Genomic DNA, 17757 nt, shown 5'->3' on the forward strand with positions numbered 1-17757 from the left:
GAAAGGTTATCGATAAACTGATTATCTATAAACAATCACCGGCGGTTCGAAAGCCTGCACTGCCGGCGGTTTTTCTTGATAGCGCTTAACGTCGACGACGGTTATCTGTCCGCAACAGCCCTGCGCCAGTGATGACGTGCCAACGTCCAGCGTTAATACATTCGGGTTACCGTGACGACACAACGGCTGCGCGGCCTGCGGATCAACGGGGTCATACCACGCACCGGTCGGCAGCTGAATCACGCCCGGCATAATCTGCTCGCTAATCTCCACGCTTGCCAGCACGCGGCCACGCGAATTGCCAATCACGACGGTATCGCCGATTTTGATGCCTCGCGACTGCGCGTCAACAGGATGAATGCGACAGATTTCACGGCCATCAACCTTTTTAGATACGCTGTGCTGACCATAATCTAGCTGGCTGTGCAGCTTGGTGGCTGGCTGGTTGGCTATCAAATAGAGCGGGTTTTCACCGTCTGGCTTTTGCGTTGGCTCAAGCCACACCGGATGCCCCGGACAATCGGCATCCCCAAAATCGGCGATCGTCTGCGAGAAAATCTCGATTTTGCCGCTCGGCGTCGGCAGCGGATATTTCTCGGGATCGTTGCGCAAATTACGCAACAATCGGCCACCGTCTTTTAGCTGCGGCAGTTGCACATGCCCCTGCTCCCAAAACTCGGCGAACTCAGGCACCTCAATATTCTGCTGCTGGCATTTTTCCTGCATCTGCTGATACAAATGCTCCAGCCACTGCTTGGCGGTGCGGCCCTCGGTAAACGCCTCTTCACGACCCAGCCGTTTAGCCAGCTCGGCAAAAATCGTGTAATCATCTTTTGCTTCACCAAACGGCTTGGCGACCGGCTTCATGGCAAACAGATTGCGATCGGTTGGCGCGCCGCCGACATCTTCGCGCTCCAGCGTCATGGTGGCAGGCAACACGATATCGGCGTGACGCGCGGTAGCGGTCCAGGCAATTTCGTGGACGATCAGCGTATCGAGCTGGTTAAACGCCTTACGTAAACGGGCGAGATCCTGATGATGATGGAACGGATTACCGCCCGCCCACCACGCAAGTTTGATGTCGGCGTACTGCCGCGTTTCGCCGTTATAACGATAGCTTTCGCCCGGATGCAGCAGCATATCTGAGATACGCGCCACCGGGATAAAGTCTTTCACGCCATTTTTTCCCTGCGGCAAAGCCGGGAAAGAGACCTGATTATGATGCTTGCCGTAATGCCCGAGCGCACCCAGCGCATAGCCATAACCGCCGCCCGGCAGGCCCGGTTGACCCAGCGCGGCGGAGAGCACCAGCCCAAGCCACACGGGCTGCTCGCCGTGTTCGGCACGTTGCAGCGCGTGAGCGACAGAGATCATGACCCGTTTGCCGTGCAGCTCATTGGCGAGAGTTTGAATGCGTGTCGCGCTAATGCCACAGATGTCGGCGGCCCACGCGGCGTCGCGCACCAGCCCGTCTTCCTCGCCATTAATATACGCAACCAGCTTGTCCCAGCCGACGCAATAGCGCGCGAGAAAATCTTCGTCGGTAAAGTTATTAGCTTTCAGTTCGTGCAGCAGCGCCAGAATCAGCGCGGCGTCGGTGCCCGGTCGAATCGCCAGCCATTCGCCGTGAGCTTCTTCAGGCAGATCGCTTTCCAACGGGCTGACGGAGATAAATTGAGTGCCGCGTTTGGCGGCTTTATCGATAAACCTGCGCTCGGTGTGCTCGCTCAACCCGCCGCTGGCGACCTGCGAGTTTTTCAACGCCAAGCCACCAAACGAGAGCATCAGATCGGTGTGTTCAGAGATCTCTTCCCAGCTCACACCGCGACGGGCGATTTCATTCATGTCGCCGACGATGTGCGGCAGAATCACCGACGCCGCGCCGGAGCTGTAGCTGTTGACCGAACGAACGTAGCCGCCGATGGTGGTGTTCAAGAAGCGGTGGACCTGACTTTGCGCGTGGTGAAAACGTCCCGCGCTCGACCAGCCGTAAGAGCCGCCGAATACCGATTCTGGCCCGTGCGCTTTTGCCACGCGCGACAATTCGCCCGACGCCAGCGCATAGGCTTCTTCCCACGTGATGGCGATATATTCATCGGCACCGCGACGGTCGTCAGGTCCAGGCCCGTTTTCAAGCCAGCCGCGACGCACCATCGGCGTGGCAATGCGCACCTTGTGATTCAAGGCGTTTTCAAAGTTTTGCAGCAAAGGGCTGGGATCGGGATCGCCCGAGAAAGGCGTCACCGCCAGTTTGTCGTCTTTCAAAACGGCGGTGAAAGCTCCCCAATGGGAGCTGTGAGTCGTTGATTTTGTAGTCATTATAACGGGTTGTCCTGGCGGAAAGAGGGCCAACAACGGACGAATAGCGGGGATTAGCCTCTACAGCACCGTTGACAAAAATTCGCGAACGCGGACGTTTTCCCTGTCGTCGAGCACGGCCTGCGTCGGTCCGGCTGCCACTATTTTGCCCTCTTCCATAAAGACAATATTATCTGCCACTTCACGCGCAAAGCCGACTTCGTGGGTCACAATCACCATGGTAATGCCCGAGTGTGCCAGCTTTTTGATGACCTGCAAGACTTCGCCGACCAACTCGGGATCAAGTGCTGAGGTCGGTTCGTCAAACAGCATAACGCCTGGGTCCATCGCCAGCGCACGGGCAATGGCCACGCGCTGCTGCTGTCCGCCGGAAAGCTGCGACGGCCAATCATTTTCACGATTCGCCAAACCCACCTGCTGCAACAGCGAACGGGCTTTTTCAATCGCCTGCTGGCGCGGCTGTTTCTTCACGCGCACGGGCGCATCGATAATATTTTGCAGCACGGTGCGGTGCGGGAACAGGTTGAACTGCTGAAACACCATGCCGATTTTGGCACGCTGGGCCGCGACCTGCTTGCTGTTCAGCTCGTACAGCGCGTGCCCTTTCTGCCGATAACCGACCAGGCTTTCGCCGATGCGAATCGTGCCGCCGTCGAGCTTTTCGAGGTGATTAATGCAGCGCAGCAAGGTGGATTTTCCCGAGCCGGACGGCCCGAGGATCACCGTCACCGACCCGGCGGCAATGTCCAGATCGATGCCATCCAGAATCGTGTTGCCCGAAAAACGTTTGGTGATATTACGTAACGCGATTGATTCAGCCATTGCTGCCCACCTTTTCCTGACTGACCGACATGTCTTGATTCGCCGACTTTGCAGCCACTTTGCGCTTAATCCACGACTGTTTTTCGTTGCGCACGGTGCCGCGACCAAAATAACGCTCGATGTAATACTGACCCACCGACAAGACGGAGGTCATCAGCAGATACCACAAGGTCGCGACCAGCAGCAGCGGAATCACTTCATAGGTGCGCTGATAAATAATCTGCGCGGAATACAGCACATCTTGCAGCGCGATCACTGAAACCACGGCGGTGGTTTTAAGCTGGCCGATCACTTCATTGCCCGCCGGCGGCAGAATGGCGCGCATCGCCTGTGGCAGCACAGTGTGACGGAAAATCTGCGCCGGACGATAACCCAACGCCTTCGCGGCTTCGAGCTGGCCCTGATTCACACTTTGAATCCCCGCACGCACAATCTCGGCGGCGTAGGCAGACTGATGCATCACCAGCGCAATCACCGCCGCGCTAAACGGGCTGATCAGCGAGTTGGCGTTGGCGGTCCACAGCTCGCCGACAAACGGCAGCGACAGCGTGATTTTCGGATAGAGTGCGGCGACGTTGTACCAAAGAAAAAGCTGCACCAGCATCGGCACGCCGCGGAAGAACCAGGTGTAAGCCCAGCTCACCGACGACAATACCGGATTCGACGACAGGCGCATCAACGCCAAAACCGTGCCGCCCGCAAAGCCGAGCACCACGGAAATCGCCGTCAGTTGCAGCGTCATCAGCACGCCCTGCAAAATGGACGCTTCGGTAAAGTTGGCCGCAATGACGTGCCATTCAAAGCGCGGATTATTGATAACCGAGTTGCCAACTGCCAGCAGAATCAATAAAACGATAAAGGCGCTGAACCAGCGCCCGTAATACTTTTTACTGATAATGCGCAGTGCATCCTGCGATTCAGGTGTTGCATTAGGCATTAAAAAATCTCTTCGTTACGTTTTGCTTCTTTCATCGCGCCGTAGCCGATGTTCCACTTGTCGAGGATCTTCTGGTAGCTACCGTCCTTGATAAGCGAGTTCAAAGCGGCCTGCACGGCATCTTCCAGCGGTGACTCTTTCGGGAAGGCAATAGAAACCGGTGCATCGTTAACCGTAATTTGACCGCTCATGGTCAGAAGAGGCACTTTGCTGACCTGATAGGTCAGGCCTTCATACGGGCCGAAGAACATCGCAGCACGACCGCTCACCACGGCCTGCACGCCCGCCGGGCGATCCGGGAAGGTGGCGATATTAATGGCCGGCTTGCCGTCGGCGACACATTTTTTGCTGGCTTCATCCAGACGCAGCAGCTGCGTGGTGCCCGCACCAGCGCCAACCTGCTTGCCGCAAACGTCTTGCAGCGAAGTAAACGGAGCAATGTTCGCGTCTTTGCGCGAGATAATGCCCAGACGCGAGGCGTCGAAATAGCCGATGAAATCAACCTGACTCAGACGCGCTTTTGTCGCGTTGATGTTAGAGAGCGCGACGTCATAACGACCCGATTTCAAGCCGGGAATAATATTGTCGAACCCGCCGGTGTCGCGCCATTGCACAGGCACGCCCAGTCTTTCGGCGACGGCGCTCATGATGTCGATTTCGCGGCCGGCCAACGTTTTGTTATCTTCTTTATAGAACGTGGTAGGCGGCGTATTCGGGTTAGTGCCGGCAATAATGTAGCCGCGTTTCAAGATATCAGCGGGTACTTTGCTTTTTAATGCATTATCAGCCGAGACGTGGAATGAGGGTGAAAATGGGACATTCTGATCGGCGGCCCAGACGCTCTGTACGCTTCCGGCAATCACGAGCGGAAGCAGCATGTTTAATAACTTCATTTCTAAACCTTTTTCCTGGTGAAAATACACAAAAAATGCAGACAATTTATTTTCAATGGACGGCTCAACCCTTTCAACTGCTAAAAATAGATAAGCTTATCCAATTATGTTCTAAAGGATGAGGTTTTGTAGTTAGTGAAAGGGAAAGTTGATGCAGGACAAGGGGATACACTACGCATTGTGATAAAGGGGAGCCGAATAGCGCCCCCTGCTTTTGATTAAATAATATCTAAGCCATAACCTTTCGTTCTAGCGGAACGGCGGCTCGTCGAAGGTACGCAGCTTGCGGGAATGCAGCTTGTCGCCCTCGGCCCGCAGTAAATCAATCGCGCGGATGCCTATTTGCAGGTGTTCCGAGATGGCACCCTCATAAAAATGATTGGCCTGACCCGGCAGTTTTATCTCGCCGTGCAGCGGTTTATCGGAAACGCAAAGCAGCGTGCCGTACGGAACGCGGAAACGATAACCCTGCGCGGCAATGGTGGCGCTTTCCATATCCACCGCCACGGCGCGACTCAAACTAAAGCGTCGCGAGGAGGCGGAAAAACGCAGCTCCCAGTTTCTGTCGTCTGTCGTCACCACCGTGCCCGTGCGCAGGCGCTGTTTAACCTCTTCGCCCGGCATATTGCTCACCAGTTTGGTGGCGTCATAAAGTGCGCGCTGTACTTCGGCAATGCTTGGGATCGGGATATCCGGCGGCAAGACGGCGTCTAAAACGTGATCGTCACGTAAATAGGCGTGAGCCAACACGTAATCGCCGATAGTCTGGCTTTCGCGCAGCCCGCCGCAGTGACCAATCATCAGCCACGCGTGCGGGCGCAGCACGGCAAGGTGATCGCAAATAGTCTTGGCGTTGGAAGGCCCGACGCCGATATTAACCAGCGTAATCCCCTGCCCGTTATCAGCAATCAAATGATAGGCCGGCATCTGGTGTTTCTTCCACGCCAAGTCTGAGGCCGTGCGCGACGGGTCGCTGTCTTCGGCGGTGAAATAGTTGCCGCCCGCGCACGACAACGCCTGATAAGGCGACGCCGGGTCGAGAATCTGCTCGCAGGCCCAGCTAACAAACTCGTCAACGTAGCGGGTATAGTTGGTAAATAGCACGTAGGGCTGGAAATGCTCGGGCGGTGTGCCGGTGTAATGTTTCAGGCGCGCCAGCGAGAAATCAGTGCGCAGCGCGTCAAAATGTGACAACGGGAAGCTGTCGACCGACGTTTGCACGCCGTCGGTGACGTCATCGACAATTTTGGCTAAATCGGTGGTCGGAAAATGCATCGCCAATCCGGCGGTCATTGAACGGTCTAAAATCAGGTCAGAGCCGTCAATCACAAACGGGTAAGGCATCTCTTGCTGCGACGGGCTGACGATAAAAGAGGCGCCGTAGTCTTTTTCCAGAATTTTAAGCTGGCTCATCAGATAGTTGCGAAACAGCGCCGGGCGGGTAATGGTGCTGACATATTTCCCCGGATGTGCAAAACGGCCGTAGGCGCGCGTGCGATAAGGCGTTTGCGCGCTGCCGTCCCAGCTGACCTCAAGCTGCGGATAAGCAAACAGCCCGTCGGCGCGCGCCAGCAAATCGGGCAGCGTGCCGTTGTCGATATATTGCGCAATCGCCCCACGAAGCGCAACGAGCGAGGCCTCATACAAACTCTCAAGACGGTCTATCGCCTCCGAAGCATTGAGGTACGTCGTAGTTTCTTGATTATCCATGCTATCTCCCTGACGCGATGATCGTTTATTTAAGCTTTGACTCGTTTTCATCATAGCTTACTCGAGCATTGAAAGGTAAACCCAACGAATGCTTTTCAATAAAACTTTGTTGAAAATCATGTCAATAGTTTAATTAACTCAGAATTAAATATCACGAATAAAAATATATCCAAACCTTGCTAGCGTAATTTTATATATATTCAAGTCAGATAAAAAATTTAAGAAAGAGTCCAGCGGCAATAAAGGTAACCATTTGAGGTTAATAGGTAAGCGCAATTAATAAGTTCAACTGAGATATATTAAGTAAACCTAAATCTGGCGCGTTATAAAAATATTCGACTATTATTAACCAGTGTCTTCGTATTGCCTTTAACTCTATCTAGAGTCTGTTAAATAACAGACGCGGCAAACTGTGGCTAATTATTACCTTTGCATTCCACGATTAAACACCAACGAACGGAGTAATGACTTTATGACTGAGTTTGCATCATTTTGGCAGGGAGGGTTTGAAGGCGCAGATTATATAACAAGACATAATGTCCCCCTTTCAATGACCGAATCCAACGGACATTTGCAAAAAGTATTTGAGGATTACAACGCATTACGGGAATTTGGTATTAAAACCGTTCGCGAAAGCGTGGGTTGGCGTTTATGTGAACGTCCTGAAGGCTATGATTTTAGTTCGGTTGATATACGCATGACGGCGGCTAAACGCGCGGGTATTGAAATCAGCTGGACAATTTGCCATTACGGCTGGCCCGAAGATACCGACGTTTTCGCCAACGATTTTGTCTCCCGTTTTGGCCGTTTTTGTGGCGCACTGGCGACCTATTTGGCGCCGTTTTATGACCGACCGCCCGTCTATTCTCCCGTCAATGAAATCTCTTTTACCAGTTGGGCGATTTCGGTCGGCTTTTTCCCTTCGTCTTGGCAGCCAAGCCACGAAGCCGGTATCGAGAGTAAACGCCAGCTGGTTAGAGCCACTCTCGCAGGTTGCGACGCCATCTGGCATGCCGATCCGCGAGCGAGAATTCTGCACTGTGATCCGATTATAAATATTGTACCGCCCAATTCAGAGCCGCATTTACAGCATGAGGCCGAGCAGCACTCTCTGGCGCAATATCAGGCCTGGGACATGATTTGCGGCAAACTTGCTCCCGAACTTGGCGGCGCGCCGCGTTATCTCGACCTGATCGGCGCCAACTATTATCACGACAATCAGTGGGAAATGATAACGCATCGCAAACTGTGGTGGCACTTGGGTGACGCCCGCCGCGCGCCGCTGCATCAAATGCTGCATCAATTACATCAACGCTACGGTCGCCCTATTTTACTGGCCGAAACCAGCCACGTAGGCAGTGGTCGCGGCGCGTGGATTAATCATATTGCCGGCGAAATTGCGCAGGCGATGCTTAACGGGGTACGAATTACCGGCATTTGTCTTTATCCAATTATCGACAGGCCGGATTGGGAAGATAATAACAGGTGGCACCAGAGCGGTTTATGGGATGTTGCCGGGCACACAACTCAGGATTTTATCAGGGTTATTAATCCGCCTTATGCGGCTGCTATTAAGGAAGCACAAGCGTCGCTGCGTCAATTTGTTGACCAGCTAGATAAACGGAATAGCGACGAGGATAAGCCTATGACCGTCCAGAAATTAATTGTTTTCTCTCACCTCCGCTGGGACTTTGTATTTCAGCGCCCTCAGCATTTGCTGACCCGCCTTGCCCGCCATTATCAGATTATCTTTATTGAGGAGCCCGTTTATCAACCCGGAGAAGCGGCGTTTCATTTCTCCTATCCTGCCGCAAATATTACGGTCGCACGGCCACATACCAGTATTCATCAGCCGGGTTTTCATGACGATCAGCTGGTAGAGCTTCAGCCATTAATGGAGCAGTTGTGTCATGAAGACGAACAGCCGCTGGTGTGGTTTTACACGCCGATGGCGCTGCCTTTGCTGGCCAATTTCAATGCGGCGGCGGTGATTTACGACTGCATGGACGAGCTGGCGGCCTTTGCCAACGCGCCACGCCAACTGTTGCAACGTGAATCCGCCCTGCTGAAACGCGCTTCGCTGGTATTTACCGGTGGACCGAGCCTTTACGCCGCCAAAAAAGATCGTCATGACAACGTTTATTGTTTCCCGAGCAGTGTTGACGTGGTGCATTTCGAGCAGGCTTTGGATAGAAGCAACGAACATCCGTTGCAGGAACACCTTGCGCATCCGCGTTTAGGTTATTACGGCGTGATTGATGAGCGGATGGACACGCAACTGCTGGCGCAAATGGCCGATGCGCACCCAGAATGGCAGATAGTTTGCGTCGGGCCGGTGGTGAAAATCGATCCGGCCAGCCTGCCTGTACGTGACAATATTCACTATTTTGGTCAGCAGCCTTATCAGGCCTTGCCGCAGTTTTTGGCCGGCTGGGACGTCTGCCTGATGCCGTTTATGTTGAACGAATCAACCAAGTTCATTAGCCCGACCAAAGTGCTGGAATATATGGCTGGCGCGTTGCCTGTGGTAAGCACGCCGATTAAAGACGTGGCCGAACCTTATGGTGACGTGGTGTTTATCGGCAAAGATGCGGCGAGTTTTATCACTCACTGCGAGCGCGCGCTAGCACTGACGGGAGCCGAAACGGCGAGGATGACGCAGCGGATGAAGCAGATTGTCAGTCTGACATCCTGGGACAGCACCGCACAGCAGATGAAGGCGCTGATGAATGGCGCGATAGAAAACGCCACTATCACCGCGCAGGAATCCACCGCGCAGGAGCCGAATCAGGCTATTGAAATGAATGATAAAAAGTCGCCAATTTTCTCACTGACCGAAGTGGCGAGCAGCTGGCTAAAACGCAGCAGCTAACGTTTTCATTTACTTTTATGGATTAGCGGGATAATCAGCTAATCAAACGTAGCCGCTGCATTTACTCATTTACTCATTTACTCATTTACTCATTTAAAACGTAGCGTAACGTAACGTAGCGTCATCAGGAGGAGACTCGGAACTCAGAGATCTCCTCCGTTACTGGCGATGACCTGTTTATACCAGTTAAAACTCTTCTTCTTCGAGCGCTTCAGGCTGCCGCTGTTGTCGTCATGTTTATCGACATAAATAAACCCGTAGCGCTTGCTGTATTGCCCCGTAGTGTAAGATACGCAGTCGATGCAGCCCCACGGCGTGTAGCCCATCAGGTCGACGCCGTCTTCAAGCACCGCTTTTTTCATCTGTTCAACGTGGGCGCGCAAATAATCGATGCGATAGTCATCGTTTATGCTGCCATCGGCCTCAACGTTATCTACCGCGCCGAAGCCGTTTTCGACAATAAACAGGGGCTTTTGATAACGTTCATACAATGCGTTCAAGGTGTAGCGCAGGCCAACGGGATCAATCTGCCAACCCCATTCCGACGCCGCCACGTGCGGATTACGCTTGCTGCCCTCGACTGACTCGATGCCGCCCTGCGTATCGCGCGCCGCGTATTGCACGGCATTACTCATGTAATAACTGAAGCCCAGATAATCGGTGCAGCCTTCACGCAGCGTCGCCGCATCTTCGGCCTGCATTTCAATCTGATAGCCTTTGTTTTCCCACTCTTTCAAGATATAGGCCGGATAATAGCCGCGCATCTGCACGTCACCGAACAGGTAGCGTTGACGCATTTGTTCCTGTGCAAACATTACGTCATCAGGGTCGCAGGACCACGGATAGACCGGCACCATTGCCAGCATGCAGCCAATTTTAAAGTCGGGATTAATTGCATGACCGCGTTTAACTACCTTGGCGCTGGCGACAAACTGATGGTGCAGCACCTGATACATCGCCTGCTCCGGATTTGGCTGGTCGAGGAAAATCACGCCCGAACAGGAATAGCCAAACAGCGGGATTTTCCAGTTACGTTGGTTGTTTATCTCGTTGAAAGTCATCCAGTATTTAACTTTAGACTTATAGCGTTCCATCACTACGTCGCTGAAATGGACAAAGAAATCGACCACTTTGCGATTCAGCCAGCCGCCATATTCTTTAACCAGATGATGGGGCATCTCGAAATGCGACAGGGTAATCACCGGCTCGATATTGTGCTTTAACAGCTCGTCAAACATCTCGTCGTAAAACTGTAATCCGGCCTCGTTGGGCTGCGTTTCATCGCCGTTCGGGAAGATACGCGACCAGGCGATCGAGGTACGAAAACACTTAAAGCCCATCTCGGCGAATAACGCGATGTCTTGCTTAAAATGTGAATAAAATTCCACGGCCTGATGATTCGGATAACGCTGGTCCGGCTGCACGCCGTCAGTGACTTCACGCGCTACGCCGTGCGCGCCAGCGGTAAGCACGTCGACAATACTCGGCCCTTTGCCGCCCTGATCCCATCCGCCTTCGACCTGATGCGCCGCGACGGCACCGCCCCACAAAAAATCTGCTGGTAACTGTTTGGAATTCATTACGCGTCCTTGTTGCAAAAAATTAGAGGTAAATAAGGAAATATCAGAAAAAAATCAGGTTTCACTCACAAAAACTCAGTATTCAATCTGGGGATCCAGATTTTCGCCGTTGCTCGCGATCACTCGCTGATACCAAAAGAAGCTTTTCTTCTTAAAGCGCGCGAGATCTTTCAGCTCTTTTTCATCACGATTGACGTAGATAAAGCCGTAGCGTTTGCCAATTCCCTGATGAGTACTGACCAAGTCGATCGCCGACCACGGACAGTAGCCGAATAGCTCAACGCCGTCGCTTATCGCCAATTGCAGCTGTTCGAGATGCTGGCGCAAATAGGCAATTCGGTAATCGTCATAGACTTTATTGCCCGCTTCCAGCGTATCGAAAGCACCTAGACCGTTTTCGGTGACAATCAGCGGCAGGCGATAACGTTCATAGATTTCGCGCGCGGTGATGCGAAAACCGACGGGGTCGATATACCAGTTAAATTGATTACGTTTAAGGAACGGATTATCCATGCCGGCGTAAACGCTGCTGTCGATACCGGCAAGCTGTTGATCGACAAGCTTTGATGGCTCGCCTGCGTCACGTTCTGCCGAGGAGTGATCTGCGCCTACGGTAGCGGAGGCGTAATAGTTGAAGGCGATAAAATCGGGTTTACCCTCGCGCAAAATCGCCATTTCCTGGTCGGTAATCTGTGGCAAATAGCCTTTCTCCTGCATGAAGCTCCACGCCACGGCGTTATATTTGCCATAACAGGCAAGGTCGAGGTAGAGCCAGTTGCGGATTGCAGAGAAGTTATTGGCCGCCAACACGTCTTCGGGGCGCGCGCTAGCCGGATAAACGCAGGAAATATTGGGTGCAGGGCCTATCTTGGCGTTTGGCAACAGCTGATGGCAGGCGATCATCGCTTTAGCCTGTGCCAGCATCATGTGATGATTCTGCTGATACAGCACCTTCTGCGGATCTTGCGTGCCCGGCGGCAAAGTACCAATCACCTCGCCCTTCAGAATCATCATGTTCTGTTCGTTAATTGTCAGCCAATATTTAACCCGATCGCCGTAGCGTTCAAACGCCGTACGCGCATACTGCTCGAAAGCGGCGATGGTGGCGGGATCTGACCAACCGCCCTTCTCCTGCAAGGCCCACGGCAGGTCAAAGTGATAGAGCGTGACTAGCGGTTCGATGCGATGCGCCACCAGCAGGTCGATTAAACGATCGTAAAAAGCTGCGCCCAACGGATTCAACTCGCCGCTGCCCTGCGGATACAGTCGCGCCCATGAAATAGAGAAACGATAGGTTTTAAGGCCCAGCTCGGCAAACAGCGCAACGTCCTGTTCCAGATGATGATAATGGTCGCTGGTGACCTTGAAATCGCTGAGCTCGGCGTCGAAAATGGCCTTGTCGATGACCGACGGCCCTTTTCCGTCTTCGTTCCACGCGCCTTCAACCTGATAGGCCGAAGTCGAGGCGCCCCATAGAAAATCCTGCGGAAAAGGTGTGACCTGCTGATGTTTCATGTCGCTCTCCTTGATTAACGGTTTTTCAACACCGAGATTTCGCGGTGTAGATGAATCAGCTCTTCCGTGAGTTCGCGACAGAGCATGGCGTTCATTAAATGATCCTGCGCATGAACCAGAATCAGGCTGACCGGAATTTTTCCGACGCCTTCATCGGCCCCAATCAGCTTGGTTTGAATTAAATGCGCTTCGCGTGCGGCCATCTTGGCGGCGGTCAAATGTTGATCCGCTAATGCCCAATCGTTGGCACGCGCGGCTCTCAGCGCCTCCATTGAGCAGGAGCGCGACTCACCGGCGTGAATAATCAGCTCCATAACGACGGTCTCAAATTCCGTATCCAGTTCCACATCGTTCTCCTTGTCCAGTTTCATAACGGGTTTTCGGCAGGCTGCAAGTTCGGCTCTTCCTGCTCAAGCAGCTGTTTTTCATACATTTTGAAGAAGGGATAATAGATAAGGGTCGACACACACAGCAGCACGCCGACCAGAATAATGGCGCGGAAATCCCAACCGGTTGACCAGGCGGCACCAATCGGACCCGGCGTAGTCCACGGCGCGAGAGAAATAACGTGATTAACCAGATTGGTGCGCGTCGCGGTGTAGGCAATCACGGCATTCACCAGCGGCGCGGTAATAAACGGAATGAACAGCAGAGGATTCATCACAACGGGCGAACCAAAAATCACCGGTTCATTGATGTTGAACATGCTAGGCACCAGCCCGAGCTTGCCAATGGAGCGCAGGTGCGCCGAACGGCTGCGCAGGTAGAGAAACACCAGCCCCATCGTTGAGCCTGATCCCCCCACCACAATAAAGAACTGCCAGAAAGGCTCGATAAATATCTGCGTGATGGGCTGACCCGCGTTGAGCTCCTGCTGATTGATACCCAAGTTAGTTAACCAAAACGCCTGCAAGATGCCGCCCACAATCACCGCGCCGTGAATGCCTGCAAACCACAGCAGGTGACACAGCAGCACGGCAATCAGAATAGCGGGCAGCGAGTCAGAGGCCGAAATAATCGGCGCAAATATCGACATTATTGCCTGCGGTAATAACAGCCCAAACTGATGCTGAATAAAGAGGCTTAGCGGAAACAGGGTAATGAAAATAGCCAGAATAGGAATCAACAGGTCAAAGGATTGGCGTATTTTTGGCGGCACCTGTTCGGGGAGCTTAAAACCGATATTATGCTTTTGCAGAAAGTGCATTAATTCGGTGGCGTAAAGGCTGACGAGGATTGCGGTAAATATTCCCTCGCCTCCTAGCGAACCCACCGGCAGCGCGCCATTATTCTGCGGCGAGGCGACAACCAGAAAAGCCATTAAAGAAAGCATCGCCGCCATAAAGCCGTTCATCTTATAACTTTGCGCCAGATTATAGGCGATGGCGGCGGCAATATAGACCGCCATAATGCCCATGGTCATATTATAGGGCATCATAATCTGGTCGGTATGTCGCTCGACCATGCCCAGCCACCACTGGGCAAAGGCCCAATCGCTGGTGGCACTGAACGGCGGATGGGCAAACAGCAGCATAAAAGAGCCGACGATCAGAAACGGCATTGAAGAGATAAAACCGTCTTTGATGGCAACCACGTGACGTTGACTTGAAAGCCGTGCCGCAATAGGGCTGATGCGGTTTTCAATCACGCCGAATAATGACTCACTGATTGTGCTCATTATTTTTCCTCGTTGACGGCAATCATTTTTAAGGATTCGTTGAGGATTTTCTCGCCATTCATCATGCCGTAATCCATGGTATTAATGACTGCGATGGGCTTATTCAGTTCATCGGCCAATACTTTGAATTCGGCCAACTTGTATTTTATCTGTGGGCCAAGCAGCACGCAGTCGTAGTTCGGAAGCTGTTCGCTAAATTCATCGAAGGCAATGGCATTGATTTCAACGTTGATAGCGTTTTGCGCGGCATATTTCTCCATGCGCTGGACAAGCATACTGGTAGACATTCCGGCGGCACAGCACAGTAAGATCTTGGTCATCATTTATCCCTCGGCTTGGTGTTTTAATTAAAATATACAAATGAGAGATAAAACTGCAACCGGTTTCAGATTAGTTATCTTACTTTGTGATGACGATCGCGATTGTTCTACTTTCTATTAATTAATCATCTTACCGAGTGGCATTGCCTGACATTCGGAATAATATTAACGATGAATTATTTATTGTTTACGAGAACGCTTTACTTAATTTCCCAATCGATAAAATCATTAACTAACCAAGATAAATAATGCCTATTTCGTCAGTTTATTGTTAAGAAGAAGCTATTATTCTCTGGCTGAAAGCCCTTCGTGCAGCGTTTAAGAGAGCGTTTCTAACTTGTGGCTGCTATGACGAGCAAGGTACGATAGTGTGATGAATAACGCAGTAACGGGAACAATTACATGTTAGAGCAAACATTATGATAACGATGCTCGATGTCGCCAATAAGGCGGGCGTGTCTAAAGCCACGGTTTCACGCGTTCTGGCGGGCAATAGCTATGTCAGCAAAACTACCCGCGATCGCGTTTTCAAAGCCGTGGAAGAGACGGGTTATCGCCCTAACCTCCTGGCACGCAACCTGGCCACCAGTAAGTCGCAAAGCATTGGCCTGATGGTCAGTAATACCCTTTATAATGGCCCTTATTTTAACGAGCTGTTATTTCAGACCGCGACGTTAACCGAAAGCTATGGCCGACAGTTGGTGCTGGCCGACGGTAAACACTCGGCGGCTGAAGAACGGCAGGCTATTGAATTCCTTCTCGATTTACGCTGTGACGGGCTGGTTGTCTATCCGCGTTTTTTGAATGCCGACGAGCTGACCGCTATTATTGAAAGCTCGCCCAAGCCGATTATCGTGGTCAATCGACAGCTTGCCCGCAGTCCGCAGCATTGTGTGTATGCCGATCATCAGCAATACAGTTTCGATGCGGTTAACTATCTGATTAATCAGGGACATCGTGATATCGCTTTCATCAGCGGCATTAGCGGCTCGCCGTCGGCAAACAGCCGTTTGGCAGGGTATCGGCAGGCATTAGAAGCCAATAACATTGCCTTCCGGGAGCAGTTAATCGTTGAAGGCAGCTGGACGCCGCAGTGTGGGTTATTAGCGGCGAAAACCTTGCTCGCGCGCGACGTGACGTTTTCTGCGCTGGTCGCCAGTAACGACGATATGGCGATAGGCGCGGCGAATCAGCTACACGCCGCCGGAATACGTATTCCGCAGGATGTCTCGCTGGTCGGATTTGATGATATTGCGATGGCGTCCTATTTTATTCCGTCGTTGAGCAGCGTGCGAGTGCCAAGAGCCGAGATGATCAAAACCACCTTAAAGCAGCTGGTCGATATGATGGAAGGTAATAGTTTTGCCGCGCCTCAGCCCTTTGCCGGTGAATTAATTGTGCGTGATTCGTTGGCCAAAGGGCCTTATTTCAAAGGCTAGTCAGAGAAACTCATCGTTATTCTTTTCCAAGCCACGCCCCTTCGCAAAATAACCGCGTCGCCGCCAGGCTCTGCTGGTGACGCCCCTGCGGGTCAGCCGGAATTTGTGCGAGTTGCAGCAGCATGGCGATAAAAAATTCTGCCAGCAGCTTAATCGGAATATCTTTACGGAAAATTTCGCCAAGCTGCGCGTCGGCAAAGTTTTCCTGCATTGTCGCCACCAGCTGCGCCTTTACTTTGTCTGGCGGATAGGCCAAAAGATACATTTCAGTGGCCTCAGCCTGCTGCGCCAGAAAGTTAAGCAGCTTGCGAAAGCTTAGTGCTACGCGATCCAGCACCTGATTTTCGGCGACTAACGGGTCGATTTTTAGCGTACGCGCCAGATTCAGCAGTTGCTGCGCAAAAGCGTCACGACTTTCATCAACAGTATCGCTTTCATTGCGCGGAAAAGTTGTCATGCTGTTTTACCATTATCATTGTGGCGATATAAAAATCTTCTCGGCACTTTAGCGTAATTGCGTTCCCCCGCAAACCGCCTCCCCCGTCGTTAATTCAATTTAAGCAACTTAATAGCAACTATTGTTGTTTTACTTCGCTGCGGCCTGAATCCAATAATCTTCCTTATCAGCTTTCAATTAACTCCAATTTATCGAAAAACGCTAAGGAAAAAGAATGGGATACCGTCTAAGTTTGCTGGACAAAAGCCCGCTCGACGACAACGAGGACGCCGCCGGAGCACTAAAACGTACGCTGGAACTCGCGCAGAAGGCCGAGCAGTGGGGCTATCACCGTTTTTGGCTGGCCGAGCATCATAATACCGACAAGCTAGCTATCTCTTCGCCCGAAATTGTCATCGCCTGGATTTTGGCTCACACCCGCAAGCTGCGCGTGGGCTCGGGTGGCGTGATGTTGCAGCATTACAGCCCGTTTAAAGTGGCTGAAAACTTTAACCAGCTGGCATCTTTAGCGCCGGGCCGGGTTGATTTGGGGATTGGCAAAGCGCCGGGCGGGCTGCCGCTTTCTACTCACGCGCTGCAATACGCTGTCGATCCGACTCAAAAAGGCGATTTCGCCGAGCAGTTGGCGCTGCTGAATGACTGGCTTTCCGTGCCGGTGCGCGAACAAAATGGCGACACGCTTTCGGTAACACCACAGCCGCCGCAAACCGCCTCGCGTTTCCTGTTAGGTGCCAGCGAAGAGAGCGCGCGTCTGGCCGCCAAACTTGGCTGGAACTTTGTGTTTGCCGCCCATCTTAATGCCGATGAGCGCGAGATTTCCCGCGCCCTTTCCGCCTATTCACACGACAGCAACGGGCGTCGCGCCATTCTGGCGGTGCCGGTGATTGCAGCCGAGACGTCCGCACAGGCCAAAAAATTGGTCGGCGAAGGCCAGCTGTATCGCGTGATCGCAAGCGATGGTCAACGCGTGAACGTCGGCAGCTTGGAACATGCAGAGGCCTACATTCGCCAGTCGAAAGCCGCGTCGCATAAAATTGAAGAACGTAAATCCTCCGTGCTCGCGGGCACGGGTGAAGAGGTGCATCAGCAGCTTGAGGCTCTGCAGGCACAGTTTGGCGTTGAAGAATTCGTGATCGACTCGCCCGTGGTGCAGTCTCAGGCCCGTCTGCGATCGCTTGAACTGTTAGCTACCGCCAGCGTTGCGCTGGCTTAAGG

The 17757-nt window shown here is 52.6% G+C and carries 14 protein-coding genes; 3 read left to right on the forward strand and 11 right to left on the reverse strand.

What is annotated here, in order from left to right; all coding sequences use genetic code 11:
• Positions 1–21: 21 nt before the first annotated feature.
• From SC206_RS09860 to SC206_RS09880, 5 genes are all read right to left on the reverse strand, one after another.
• Complete coding sequence (locus SC206_RS09860; protein WP_332736658.1) at positions 22–2319, reverse strand: molybdopterin-dependent oxidoreductase; 2298 nt, start codon at positions 2317–2319, stop codon at positions 22–24.
• Between the two features lie 60 nt (positions 2320–2379).
• Positions 2380–3141, reverse strand: coding sequence for an amino acid ABC transporter ATP-binding protein (locus SC206_RS09865; RefSeq protein WP_332736660.1), 762 nt, complete (start codon positions 3139–3141; stop codon positions 2380–2382).
• On the reverse strand, positions 3134–4078 hold the full coding sequence (locus SC206_RS09870; protein ID WP_332736662.1) for an amino acid ABC transporter permease: 945 nt from the start codon (positions 4076–4078) through the stop codon (positions 3134–3136). The genes SC206_RS09865 and SC206_RS09870 overlap by 8 nt, the downstream gene beginning before the upstream one ends.
• On the reverse strand, positions 4078–4971 hold the full coding sequence (locus tag SC206_RS09875; RefSeq protein ID WP_332736664.1) for an ABC transporter substrate-binding protein: 894 nt from the start codon (positions 4969–4971) through the stop codon (positions 4078–4080). Before SC206_RS09875 ends, SC206_RS09870 begins: the two co-directional genes overlap by 1 nt.
• Before the next feature lie 249 nt (positions 4972–5220).
• Entirely contained in the window at positions 5221–6681 is a 1461-nt protein-coding gene (locus SC206_RS09880) for an AMP nucleosidase (protein WP_332736666.1), read from the reverse strand.
• Between the two features lie 550 nt (positions 6682–7231).
• Between SC206_RS09880 and SC206_RS09885 the strand changes: the two genes are divergently transcribed.
• Complete coding sequence (locus SC206_RS09885; RefSeq protein ID WP_332736668.1) at positions 7232–9553, forward strand: glycosyltransferase; 2322 nt, start codon at positions 7232–7234, stop codon at positions 9551–9553.
• 143 nt (positions 9554–9696) lie between these two features.
• Here SC206_RS09885 and SC206_RS09890 read toward each other — a convergent pair whose 3' ends face one another.
• The 5 genes from SC206_RS09890 to SC206_RS09910 form a co-directional block, all read right to left on the reverse strand.
• A complete protein-coding gene (locus SC206_RS09890; RefSeq protein ID WP_332736670.1) occupies positions 9697–11133 on the reverse strand; it encodes a 6-phospho-beta-glucosidase in 1437 nt (478 codons plus the stop codon).
• Positions 11134–11208: 75 nt separating this feature from the next.
• Positions 11209–12648, reverse strand: a complete 1440-nt coding sequence (locus SC206_RS09895; protein ID WP_332736672.1) for a glycoside hydrolase family 1 protein — start codon at positions 12646–12648, stop codon at positions 11209–11211.
• 14 nt (positions 12649–12662) lie between these two features.
• Positions 12663–12962, reverse strand: coding sequence for a PTS lactose/cellobiose transporter subunit IIA (locus SC206_RS09900; protein WP_332736833.1), 300 nt, complete (start codon positions 12960–12962; stop codon positions 12663–12665).
• Between the two features lie 53 nt (positions 12963–13015).
• Positions 13016–14326, reverse strand: coding sequence for a PTS sugar transporter subunit IIC (locus SC206_RS09905; protein WP_332736673.1), 1311 nt, complete (start codon positions 14324–14326; stop codon positions 13016–13018).
• Positions 14326–14646, reverse strand: a complete 321-nt coding sequence (locus SC206_RS09910) for a PTS sugar transporter subunit IIB (RefSeq protein ID WP_332736835.1) — start codon at positions 14644–14646, stop codon at positions 14326–14328. Before SC206_RS09910 ends, SC206_RS09905 begins: the two co-directional genes overlap by 1 nt.
• A 419-nt stretch (positions 14647–15065) precedes the next feature.
• On the opposite strand from SC206_RS09910, the gene SC206_RS09915 reads away from it, so the two are divergent.
• Positions 15066–16085, forward strand: coding sequence for a LacI family DNA-binding transcriptional regulator (locus tag SC206_RS09915; RefSeq protein WP_332736675.1), 1020 nt, complete (start codon positions 15066–15068; stop codon positions 16083–16085).
• Between the two features lie 16 nt (positions 16086–16101).
• On the opposite strand, the gene SC206_RS09920 is transcribed toward SC206_RS09915, so the two are convergent.
• Positions 16102–16542: a hypothetical protein gene (locus SC206_RS09920; protein ID WP_332736677.1), complete on the reverse strand. Its 441-nt coding sequence runs from the start codon at positions 16540–16542 to the stop codon at positions 16102–16104.
• Between the two features lie 214 nt (positions 16543–16756).
• On the opposite strand from SC206_RS09920, the gene SC206_RS09925 reads away from it, so the two are divergent.
• Positions 16757–17755, forward strand: a complete 999-nt coding sequence (locus tag SC206_RS09925) for an LLM class flavin-dependent oxidoreductase (RefSeq protein ID WP_332736678.1) — start codon at positions 16757–16759, stop codon at positions 17753–17755.
• Positions 17756–17757 lie beyond the last annotated feature (2 nt).

It is taken from the genome of Rouxiella sp. T17, from assembly GCF_036663475.1.
GTDB lineage: Bacteria > Pseudomonadota > Gammaproteobacteria > Enterobacterales > Enterobacteriaceae > Rouxiella.

Coding starts and splice junctions, on each gene's coding strand:
- SC206_RS09910 (WP_332736835.1), bottom strand. CDS start 14,646: ATGACCAAGATCTTACTGTGCTGTGCCGCCGGAATGTCTACCAGTATG.
- SC206_RS09925 (WP_332736678.1), top strand. CDS start 16,757: ATGGGATACCGTCTAAGTTTGCTGGACAAAAGCCCGCTCGACGACAAC.
- SC206_RS09860 (WP_332736658.1), bottom strand. CDS start 2,319: ATGACTACAAAATCAACGACTCACAGCTCCCATTGGGGAGCTTTCACC.
- SC206_RS09915 (WP_332736675.1), top strand. CDS start 15,066: ATGATAACGATGCTCGATGTCGCCAATAAGGCGGGCGTGTCTAAAGCC.
- SC206_RS09890 (WP_332736670.1), bottom strand. CDS start 11,133: ATGAATTCCAAACAGTTACCAGCAGATTTTTTGTGGGGCGGTGCCGTC.
- SC206_RS09885 (WP_332736668.1), top strand. CDS start 7,232: ATGACCGAATCCAACGGACATTTGCAAAAAGTATTTGAGGATTACAAC.
- SC206_RS09920 (WP_332736677.1), bottom strand. CDS start 16,542: ATGACAACTTTTCCGCGCAATGAAAGCGATACTGTTGATGAAAGTCGT.
- SC206_RS09905 (WP_332736673.1), bottom strand. CDS start 14,326: ATGAGCACAATCAGTGAGTCATTATTCGGCGTGATTGAAAACCGCATC.
- SC206_RS09865 (WP_332736660.1), bottom strand. CDS start 3,141: ATGGCTGAATCAATCGCGTTACGTAATATCACCAAACGTTTTTCGGGC.
- SC206_RS09875 (WP_332736664.1), bottom strand. CDS start 4,971: ATGAAGTTATTAAACATGCTGCTTCCGCTCGTGATTGCCGGAAGCGTA.
- SC206_RS09895 (WP_332736672.1), bottom strand. CDS start 12,648: ATGAAACATCAGCAGGTCACACCTTTTCCGCAGGATTTTCTATGGGGC.
- SC206_RS09900 (WP_332736833.1), bottom strand. CDS start 12,962: ATGGAGCTGATTATTCACGCCGGTGAGTCGCGCTCCTGCTCAATGGAG.
- SC206_RS09870 (WP_332736662.1), bottom strand. CDS start 4,078: ATGCCTAATGCAACACCTGAATCGCAGGATGCACTGCGCATTATCAGT.
- SC206_RS09880 (WP_332736666.1), bottom strand. CDS start 6,681: ATGGATAATCAAGAAACTACGACGTACCTCAATGCTTCGGAGGCGATA.